Source organism: Pseudomonas sp. A1230, assembly GCF_044218825.1.
GTDB classification, from domain to species: domain Bacteria; phylum Pseudomonadota; class Gammaproteobacteria; order Pseudomonadales; family Pseudomonadaceae; genus Aquipseudomonas; species Aquipseudomonas iridis.
The window spans coordinates 3,908,734-3,918,310 of sequence record NZ_CP162582.1; the positions used below are offsets into that span (position 1 = coordinate 3,908,734).

Here is a 9,577-nt window from a genome sequence, read left to right on the forward strand (position 1 = left end):
AGCGCAAATTGCGAACTGGTATCAACAAAGGCTGGCGATAATAGCAGACCGAGCCTTTGCTGAACACCAATCACCTTCATAGCCCTGATACATTCCATCAATCGGCCTGACGACGCAGGAAAGCCGGGATGTCCAGGTAGTCCAGGTCATCTTGCGGATTCATCTTCGCGGCAGCCGCAGCACCGGCCTGAGCCTGGTTGCGCATGACGGTCGGACGGTCCAGATCACGGTAGTTCACCGCAGGTGCTTCCTGACGGGACGGAGCCGGTTGCTGAACCTGAGAAGCTGCCATGGACGTGTGAACGGTGTTGTCGATGACCTTGACAGGCTTCTCGATTTTCGCGCCCAGACCGGTGGCAACGACGGTGACGTGCAGCTCGTCACGCATGTCCGGATCGATAACGGTACCGACCTTGACCATGGCGTGTTCGGATGCGAAGGCTTCGATGATGCTACCCACGTCGGAGTACTCACCCAGGGACAGGTCAGGACCGGCGGTGATGTTCACCAGAATGCCGCGTGCGCCTTGCAGGTTCACGTCTTCGAGCAGCGGGTTGCGAATCGCCGCTTCGGTGGCTTCACGTGCACGGTTAGGACCGCTGGCGCAGCCAGTGCCCATCATCGCCATGCCCATTTCGCTCATCACGGTACGTACGTCGGCGAAGTCGACGTTGATCATGCCCGGACGCTTGATGATGTCGGAGATACCGCGAACGGCACCGGCCAGTACATCGTCGGCCTTGGCAAAAGCCGACAGCAGGCTCGCGTCTTTACCGAGGATGGTCAGCAGCTTCTCGTTGGGAATGGTGATCAACGAGTCAACGCTTTCCGACAGCAGACGGATACCTTCGTCGGCGATCTGCATGCGCTTGCGGCCTTCGAACGGGAACGGACGAGTCACGACCGCAACGGTCAGAATGCCCATTTCCTTGGCCACTTCGGCGATGATCGGCGCAGCACCGGTACCGGTACCACCGCCCATGCCCGTGGTGATGAACACCATGTTTGTGCCCTGCAGGACTTCGGCAATGCGCTCACGGTCTTCGAGAGCGGCCTGACGACCTACTTCAGGGTTGGCGCCAGCGCCGAGACCTTTGGTCACGCCGGTGCCCAGTTGCAGGATGGTCCGCGCGCCGATGGATTTCAGCGCTTGAGCATCAGTGTTGGCGCAGATGAATTCAACGCCTTCGATGTTGCTCTTGACCATGTGATTGACAGCGTTGCCGCCGCCACCGCCAACACCGATAACTTTGATTACCGGGCTTGCGGGGATGTTGTCTACGAGTTCGAACATTTTCCCTCTCCTTACATTCTCTAGTTTTTTCGCCTACTGCTGTTTGTTGCGGTGTATCTACTGCTGTTGCTTGCCGCTTGAAGCTTGTCGCTTCGCGCTGCTTTTAAAAATTGCCCTGGACCCACTTTTTCAGTCGGTCGAGCAGCGGCGCCTGAGGCTCTTCGCTGCTGTAGCTGTCGCGGCTGCCGATGCCGGAGAACGACACTCCGTCGGACTGCTTTTGCAGGCCGTACATCAACAAGCCAACGCCAGTGGAATAAATCGGGTTGCGCACCACGTCATCCAGACCTTTCACACCATGCGGGACACCGAGGCGTACCGGCATGTGGAAGATTTCTTCGGCCAGCTCGGTGGCGCCTTCCATCTTCGACGTACCGCCGGTCAGGACGATGCCGGCCGGGATCAGGTCTTCGTAGCCGCTGCGGCGCAGTTCGGCCTGGATCAGGGTGAACAGTTCGTCGTAACGCGGCTCGACCACTTCGGCCAGGGCCTGACGCGACAGTTCACGCGGGGGACGGTCGCCAACGCTTGGCACTTTGATGGTTTCGCCGGCGCCAGCCAGTTTGGCCAGGGCGCAGGCGTAACGGATCTTGATCTCTTCGGCGTACTGGGTCGGGGTGCGCAACGCCATGGCGATGTCGTTGGTCACCTGATCACCGGCAATCGGGATCACGGCCGTGTGGCGGATAGCGCCCTCGGTGAAGATCGCGATGTCGGTGGTACCGCCGCCGATGTCGACCAGGCACACGCCCAGCTCTTTCTCGTCATCGGTCAGCACCGAATACGCGGACGCCAGTTGCTCCAGAATGATGTCGTCGATTTCCAGACCGCAGCGGCGCACGCATTTTTCAATGTTCTGTGCGGCGTTGACGGCGCAGGTGACCACGTGAACCTTGGCTTCCAGACGTACGCCGGACATGCCCAGAGGTTCGCGAACGCCTTCCTGGTTATCGATCACGTAATCTTGCGGCAGGGTATGCAGCACACGCTGATCAGCCGGGATCGCCACAGCCTGGGCGGCGTCGAGCACACGCTCAAGGTCGGCCGAGCTGACTTCGCGATCACGAATCGCAACGATGCCGTGGGAGTTCAGGCTGCGGATGTGATTACCCGCCACGCCGACGAACGCCGAGTGAATGCGGCAGCCCGCCATCAGTTGGGCTTCTTCGATCGCGCGCTGGATCGATTGCACGGTGGACTCGATATTCACCACCACGCCTTTTTTCAGGCCGCGGGACGGATGTGTACCGATACCGACGATTTCCAGCGTGCCGTCGTCCGAGACCTCGCCTACCAGCGCCACCACCTTGGAGGTGCCGATATCCAGACCGACGATCATTTTGCCGCTTTGCACGTTTGCCATGGGTCCTGCCTCTTCTTAATTCTTTGCGACAGCGGGTTGGGCTGCCGTCGGCGCTACTGGTTCCCGCCAGCCAACAGCAAGGCCGTTGGCGTAGCGCAGATCGATGCGCGCAATGTTCGTAATCTGTTCTTTAAGCGTCTTGTCATAGATGGCGATAAAGCGGCGCATCTTTTCCACGAGGTTGCCGCGTCCCAGCAGCAACTCGATGCCGGGGCCGGAACTGCCGGCACCGGTGGTCAGGAACCAGCTACCTCGCTCACGCAATTCAAGGCGTGCAATCGAGAAGCCCATAGGCCGGAGCATCTGGCTCAGCACCTGGTATTGCTGCATCACTTGCAGCTGAGCCCGTTGTGGGCCGAACAGTTGTGGCAGGTGTTCGTAGTTCGCCAGCTCCCTGGGCGTAAACGCCTGGCCCTGGTTGTTGAGCAATGACTCGTCGCCCCAACGCGCTATCGGCAGTTGCTCTTCGAGGCGGATCACCACTTGATCCGGCCACACCCGACGCACTTCGGCGTGGGCAATCCAGGGCATTTGCTCAAGCTCTTTGCGCATGCTGGCCAGGTCGATGGTGAAGAAGCTCGACGCGACGAACGGGGCGATTCGCTGCTGCACCGCTTGCTGGCTGATGTAGCTCAGGTCGCCCTGCACCGCGATTTTGGCGATCGGCCGGTCGGCGTAAGGCAGCAACCGCTGCGCACCTTCGTAAGTACCGAACCCGAGCACCACCAGCAGCACTGGCCAGAACAGGCTTTTCACAAAACCGAAGTTGGCTTTTGGCAGGCGCGCGGACATCGGCTCTTTGGCCACCATTCGGCTGGCACCCCGCGGCACCGGCTTGCGGCCGGGTGCGGGTGGCTGATGTCTGAGCTGTGCGCCTTGCATCGTCTTAACCTCGCGCCTCTTCTACGCTGGCAGCCAGAATGGCCAGTACCAGTTGCTGGAAATCCAGACCGGCAGCACGGGCCGCCATCGGCACCAGACTGTGATCGGTCATGCCCGGTGCGGTGTTCACTTCCAGGAACCAGAACTGCCCGTCGGCGTCCTGCATCACATCTGCCCTGCCCCAACCGGCGATACCCAGCGCCTCACAGGCCTTGGCCGTGAGATCCATGAGTTCTTTTTCCTTGGCGGCATCCAGCCCGCACGGAATGCGGTACTGGGTATCGTTGGCGATGTACTTGGCGTCGTAGTCGTAGAACGTGTGCGGTGTACCCAGGGCGATTGGAGGCAACACCTGGTCACGCAGGGTGGCGATGGTGAACTCCGGACCTTGAATCCATTGCTCGACCAACACTTGCGAATCGTAGGTACTGGCCGCTTTCCATGCGTCGATCAACTCGGACGCAGAACTCACTTTGGCCATCCCGATACTTGAACCTTCATGCGCCGGTTTGACGATCAAAGGGAAGCCCAGTTCCGTCGCTGCCGAAATACAATCGGCTTCGCTGCACAGCACGGCGTGACGCGGCGTCGGAATCCCGAGGCTGTGCCAGACCTGCTTGGTGCGCAGTTTGTCCATCGCCAGTGCCGAAGCCAGAATGCCGCTGCCGGTGTATGGAATGCCGGCGACCTCGAGCAGGCCCTGCATGGAGCCGTCTTCACCGCCACGACCGTGGAGAATGATGAAGGCGCGGTCGATTTTTTCGCTCAGCAGACGCTGCAGAATATCGTCGCCGACGTCGATGCCGAACGCGTCCACGCCAGCGCTCTGCAGCGCCTCGAGCACGGCGTTACCGGATTTCAACGAAACCTCACGCTCGGCACTCAAGCCACCGAACAGCACGGCGACGCGGCCGAAGTCTTTCGGCGCGATGGTGGAGAACAGATTGGCGTAGGCAGCAGTCATTTCAACTTCCCCTCGACCGGCGCGGCCACGGCGCCAGCGAACAATTCACTTTTCAACAGCTTCGGCGCGAGACCGCCGATATCACCAGCGCCCTGGCACAGCAGGATGTCGCCGGCGCGCAACAGCGGCTTGACCAGCGGCGCCAGATCGACGCCACGCTCGATGTAGATCGGGTCGAGCGCACCGCGCTGCCGGATGCTGTTGCACAGCTTGCGGCTGTCGGCGCCCGGGATCGGTTCTTCACCGGCCGGATAGACTTCCATCAGCAGCAACACGTTGGCGTCAGCCAGTACATTGACGAAGTCGTCGTACAGATCGCGGGTGCGGCTGTAGCGGTGCGGCTGGTAAACCATCACCAGCCGGCGCTCCGGCCAACCACCCCGCACGGCTTTGATCACGGCAGCGACTTCGGTCGGATGGTGGCCGTAGTCGTCGACCAGCATCACGCTGCCGCCGTCCACCGGCAGTTCGCCGTAGACCTGGAAACGTCGACCAACACCCTGGAAGCCCGACAGGCCCTGAACGATGGCTTCATCGCTGACGCCCTCGTCAGTGGCGATGCAGATGGTTGCCAGCGAATTGAGCACGTTGTGGTTACCCGGCATGTTCACCGATACATCCAGCGGCTCGCGATCAGGGCGCAGCACGGTGAAGAAGGTCTGCATGCCTTGCTGACGCACGTTGATCGCACGAATGTCGGCATCTTCACTGAAGCCGTAAGTCACGGTCGGACGTTTGACCAGTGGCAGGATTTCGCGCACGACCGGGTCGTCCAGGCACATCACCGCCAAACCGTAGAACGGCAGGTTGTGCAGGAATTCGACGAAGGTTTTCTTCAGTTTGTTGAAGTCACCGCCGTAGGTCGCCATGTGATCGGCGTCGATGTTGGTGACCACGGCCACCAGCGGCTGCAAGTGCAGGAAGCTCGCGTCGCTTTCATCGGCTTCGGCGATCAGGTAACGACTGGTGCCGAGTTGCGCGTTGGTGCCGGCAGCGTTCAGACGCCCACCGATAACGAACGTCGGATCGAGACCACCGGCGGCGAACACGGAAGCAATCAGGCTGGTCGTGGTGGTTTTACCGTGGGTACCGGCAACGGCGATGCCGTGGCGATAGCGCATCAGCTCAGCCAGCATTTCGGCACGCGGCACCACCGGGATGCGGCGCTCCAGTGCAGTCGCCACTTCCGGGTTGGAGGTGTTGACGGCGCTCGACACCACCAACACATCGGCGGCAGCAGCGTTCTCGGCACGGTGGCCGATGAAGATCTTGGCGCCGAACGATTCCAGACGCTCGGTGACCGGCGAGGCTTTCAGGTCGGAACCGGACACTTCATAGCCCAGGTTCAACAACACTTCGGCGATGCCGCACATGCCCACGCCGCCGATACCGACGAAGTGGATGCGACGGATGCGGCGCATTTCCGGTTGCGGCATGGCTTTCTGATTCTCAACCATGGACCACCTCCAGACAGGTATCGACCACGCTACGGGTGGCATCGGGTTTCGCCAGACGGCGGGCCGCTTGGGCCATTTCTTCGAGTCGTTGCGGTTGCATCAAGACCTCTGTCAGGCGCGCGGCAAGGTCCGCGGCACCAGTCGTTCTTTGCGGCATCAGGAAGGCAGCGCCTTCACGGGCCAAATAATCGGCGTTGCGGGTCTGGTGATCGTCGATCGCGTGGGGCAAAGGCACCAGCATCGAGGGCAGACCGGCGGCAGCCAGCTCACTGATGGTCAACGCGCCTGCACGGCACACCACCAGGTCAGCCCAGCCATAGGCCTGGGCCATGTCTTTGATGAACGGCTGCACCTGCGCTTCCACGCCGGCGGCGCGGTAGCGCTCTGCAGTCACTTCATCGTGGTTTTTGCCGGCCTGATGGAACACTTCCGGACGCAAATCGGCAGCGACTTGCGCCAGCGCTTCAGGCAGCAACTTGTTCAACGGCTCTGCGCCAAGGCTTCCGCCCAGGATCAGCAAACGCGCTTTGCGACCGGCCAGAGCAGGTCGCGGTGTTTCGAGGAACAGCTCGCTGCGCACCGGGTTACCGGTGGTACGGCGGCTGTCCGACAGAGTAAAGGTGTCGGGGAACGCTTCACACACTCGGGCGGCGAACGGCACCAGCAACCGATTGGCGGTGCCGGCGACGGCGTTTTGCTCGTGAACGATCACCGGCACACCGGCCAGTTTCGCCGCGAGACCGCCGGGGCCGGTCACGTAGCCACCAAAGCCGACCACACACACCGGACGCAGCCGACGAATGATCGCCCGCGCCTGCCAGACCGATTTGAGCAGCATGAACGGCGCCTTGAGCAGCGACAGCTTGCCCTTGCCGCGCAGGCCACTGGCGTTGATGCGGTGCAGTTCCAGCCCTGCGGCCGGTACCAGTTCGTTCTCGATCCCGCGTGGCGTGCCGAGCCAGTGCACGGTGTAGCCGCGCGCCTGAAACTCGCGGGCACAGGCCAGCGCCGGGAATACGTGGCCGCCGGTTCCGCCGGCCATGATCAATACGTTAGCGCCCATGATTCGGCTCCTCGGCGAAGTCGCTCTCATGGAATTCCATCTCTTCACTGCCCAAATGGGTTCGACTCTCCCACTCGATCCTCAGCAACAGGCCAAGGCAGGCACAGCAGATCACCAGCGAGCTGCCGCCGTAACTGAGGAACGGCAAGGTCAGCCCCTTGGTTGGCAGCAGGCCGACGTTCACACCGATGTTGATCAGGAACTGACCAATCCACAGGAATGACAGGCCGTATGCCACATAAGCAGCGAAGAACTGCTTGGCTTTCTCGGCCCACAGACCGATGTACATGCCGCGGATACACACGAAGACGAACAGGGCCACGGTGCACAGCGAACCCACCGCGCCAAGCTCTTCGGCGAGTACCGAGAACACGAAGTCGGTGTGCGCTTCCGGCAGGTAAAACTGCTTTTGCACGCTGTTGCCCAGGCCCACGCCCAGCCATTCACCACGACCGAACGCGATCAGCGCTTGCGACAACTGATAACCGGCGCCGAACTGGTCGGCCCACGGGTCGGCGAAGTTGGTCAGACGCGCCATCCGGTAGGGCTGCATCTGAATCAGCAGGACCACGGCCCCGACCGCCAGCACCACCATCAGCGAGAAGCGGAACAAGCCCACCCCGCCAAGGAACAGCATCGCCGCCGCAGCCCCCATCATTACGACGGTGGCACCGAAGTCCGGCTCCATCAGCAACAGGCCGGCCATTGGCAGCAGCACGATGAACGGCTTGAAGAAACCCATCCAGCTCTCGCGCACTTCTTTCTGGCGACGCACCAGATATCCGGCGAGGTAAATCACCACGAATACCTTGGCGATCTCCGAGGGCTGCACGTTGAAGAAGCTGAAACCGATCCAGCGCATCGAACCGTTAACCTCACGGCCGATCCCCGGGATGATCACCATGATCAGCAGGCCGAACGCACCCAGCAGCATCAACCAGCCAAGGCGTTGCCAGGTGGCGATCGGAATCATCATGGTGATGATGCACGCGCCCAACCCCAGCACCACATAGATAAGGTGGCGGATCATGTAATACAGCGGACTGCCCGACTGCGCGGCTGCCACTTCGGTGGAGGCCGAAGCGATCATGATCAGGCCCAGGCCGAGCAGCGCCAGGCAACCGGCGAGCATCGGGAAGTCGAGATCGATACCGCGCCCGGTAATCAGCGGCGACGGGTAAGGCTTGATGATATTTCTCAGGTTCATGCCAATTCCTCCACGGCGCGGACGAACTGGTGACCACGGTCTTCGTAATTCTTGAACATGTCGAAACTGGCACAGGCCGGCGACAGCAGCACCACATCACCCGGTTGGGCGGCGGCGCGGCATTGCGCGACAGCATCAACCAGGGAGGTTGCGCGAATCAGTGGCACGCCATCGCCGATGGCCGCGCCGATCTTGTCGGAGTCGCGGCCCATCAGGATCACGGCGCGGCAGTTGGCTGCCACCGGATCACGCAGGTCGTTGAACTCGGCACCTTTGCCATCACCACCGGCGATCAGAATGACCTTGCCGTCGATGTCCGCACCCAGGCCTTCGATGGCCGCCAGTGAGGCGCCAACGTTGGTGGCTTTGGAATCGTTGTAGTAAGCGACACCGTCCAGATCACGCACCCACTGGCAGCGATGTTCGAGGCCGGCGAAGGTGCGCAGGGCCGCAAGCATTGCGTCGAATGGCAGGCCGACCGCATGGCCGAGTGCCAGCGCGGCCAGTGCGTTGGACTGGTTGTGCGCGCCACGAATTTTCAGCTCGCGGACCGGCATCAGGTTCTGGAATTCGAAGGCCAGATACTTCTCGCCCTCTTCTTCGCGGATACCGAATGCCTTGAAATCAGGTTTGGTCAGGCCGAACGTCCAGCATGGCTGGCCCTCGCCCATCAGTGGACGGGTCAGTGCATCCTGACGGTTGACAACGAACTGCTTGGCACCACGGAAGATCCGGTGTTTGGCCAGGTGGTACGCCGGCAGACCACTGTAGCGATCCATGTGGTCTTCGCTGATGTTCAGCACGGTAGCCACTTCAGCGTTGAGCTGATCGGTGGTTTCCAGCTGAAAGCTCGACAGCTCCATCACGTACAACTCGACGTCGTCGCTGAGCAGATCCAGCGCCGGGGTACCGAGATTGCCGCCCACCGCCACACGTTTGCCGGCCGCAGCCGCCATCTCGCCGACCAGGGTGGTAACGGTGCTTTTCGCGTTGGAACCGCTGATGGCCACAATCGGCGCCTTCGCGTTACGCGCAAACAGCTCGATGTCACCGGACAGTTTCACGCCACGGGCCGCAGCGGCTTGCAGGGCCGGGGTCGCCAGCGCCAGGCCGGGGCTCACGTAGAGCTCGTCGGCACGGCAGAGGAATTCAACGTCCAGCTCGCCACAACGCACTTCCACGTGCGGATAGTCACGCTTGAGCGTGGCCAGTTCCGGTGGATTCTCCCGCGTATCGGCCACGGCAAACGACGTGCCCCGGTTCGCCAGGAAGCGAACCAGGGACATGCCGCTCTTGCCGAGGCCGACAACGATGCGGAAGTGGTCAGAAGCGATCAGAGACACTCGT

Annotated in this window: 8 protein-coding genes; all 8 read right to left on the reverse strand. The window is 61.6% G+C overall.

The window, feature by feature from the left end:
• Nucleotides 1–97: 97 nt before the first annotated feature.
• The 8 genes from ftsZ to murD all read right to left on the reverse strand — a co-directional run bounded on the left by ftsZ (nt 98) and on the right by murD (nt 9,573).
• Complete coding sequence (gene ftsZ / locus AB4P97_RS18285; RefSeq protein ID WP_042560977.1) at nt 98–1,294, reverse strand: cell division protein FtsZ; 1,197 nt, start codon at nt 1,292–1,294, stop codon at nt 98–100.
• A 103-nt stretch (nt 1,295–1,397) separates the two neighbouring features.
• Nucleotides 1,398–2,657, reverse strand: coding sequence for a cell division protein FtsA (gene ftsA / locus AB4P97_RS18290; protein ID WP_047303071.1), 1,260 nt, complete (start codon nt 2,655–2,657; stop codon nt 1,398–1,400).
• A 15-nt stretch (nt 2,658–2,672) separates the two neighbouring features.
• The gene (locus tag AB4P97_RS18295) at nt 2,673–3,539 is read right to left on the reverse strand and encodes a cell division protein FtsQ/DivIB (RefSeq protein WP_047303073.1); all 867 of its coding nucleotides are present in this window, start codon (nt 3,537–3,539) and stop codon (nt 2,673–2,675) included.
• A gap of 4 nt (nt 3,540–3,543) precedes the next feature.
• Nucleotides 3,544–4,503 carry a D-alanine--D-alanine ligase gene (locus AB4P97_RS18300; RefSeq protein ID WP_115148182.1) on the reverse strand — a complete coding sequence of 320 codons (960 nt, stop codon included), beginning with the start codon at nt 4,501–4,503 and terminating at the stop codon, nt 3,544–3,546.
• The gene (murC, locus tag AB4P97_RS18305; RefSeq protein WP_042560981.1) at nt 4,500–5,960 is read right to left on the reverse strand and encodes a UDP-N-acetylmuramate--L-alanine ligase; all 1,461 of its coding nucleotides are present in this window, start codon (nt 5,958–5,960) and stop codon (nt 4,500–4,502) included. Before murC ends, AB4P97_RS18300 begins: the two co-directional genes overlap by 4 nt.
• Entirely contained in the window at nt 5,953–7,023 is a 1,071-nt protein-coding gene (murG, locus tag AB4P97_RS18310) for an undecaprenyldiphospho-muramoylpentapeptide beta-N-acetylglucosaminyltransferase (protein WP_115148181.1), read from the reverse strand. Before murG ends, murC begins: the two co-directional genes overlap by 8 nt.
• Nucleotides 7,013–8,230 (reverse strand): putative lipid II flippase FtsW, encoded by a 1,218-nt coding sequence (gene ftsW, locus AB4P97_RS18315; protein ID WP_047303079.1) that lies wholly within the window; start codon nt 8,228–8,230, stop codon nt 7,013–7,015. The genes murG and ftsW overlap by 11 nt, the downstream gene beginning before the upstream one ends.
• Nucleotides 8,227–9,573: a UDP-N-acetylmuramoyl-L-alanine--D-glutamate ligase gene (gene murD, locus AB4P97_RS18320; RefSeq protein WP_395601440.1), complete on the reverse strand. Its 1,347-nt coding sequence runs from the start codon at nt 9,571–9,573 to the stop codon at nt 8,227–8,229. Before murD ends, ftsW begins: the two co-directional genes overlap by 4 nt.
• Nucleotides 9,574–9,577: the final 4 nt, after the last annotated feature.

Bases quoted from the DNA above. Each gene is read 5' to 3' on its own strand.
- ftsZ (WP_042560977.1), bottom strand. From the start codon at position 1,294: ATGTTCGAACTCGTAGACAACATCCCCGCAAGCCCGGTAATCAAAGTT.
- ftsA (WP_047303071.1), bottom strand. From the start codon at position 2,657: ATGGCAAACGTGCAAAGCGGCAAAATGATCGTCGGTCTGGATATCGGC.
- AB4P97_RS18295 (WP_047303073.1), bottom strand. From the start codon at position 3,539: ATGCAAGGCGCACAGCTCAGACATCAGCCACCCGCACCCGGCCGCAAG.
- AB4P97_RS18300 (WP_115148182.1), bottom strand. From the start codon at position 4,503: ATGACTGCTGCCTACGCCAATCTGTTCTCCACCATCGCGCCGAAAGAC.
- murC (WP_042560981.1), bottom strand. From the start codon at position 5,960: ATGGTTGAGAATCAGAAAGCCATGCCGCAACCGGAAATGCGCCGCATC.
- murG (WP_115148181.1), bottom strand. From the start codon at position 7,023: ATGGGCGCTAACGTATTGATCATGGCCGGCGGAACCGGCGGCCACGTA.
- ftsW (WP_047303079.1), bottom strand. From the start codon at position 8,230: ATGAACCTGAGAAATATCATCAAGCCTTACCCGTCGCCGCTGATTACC.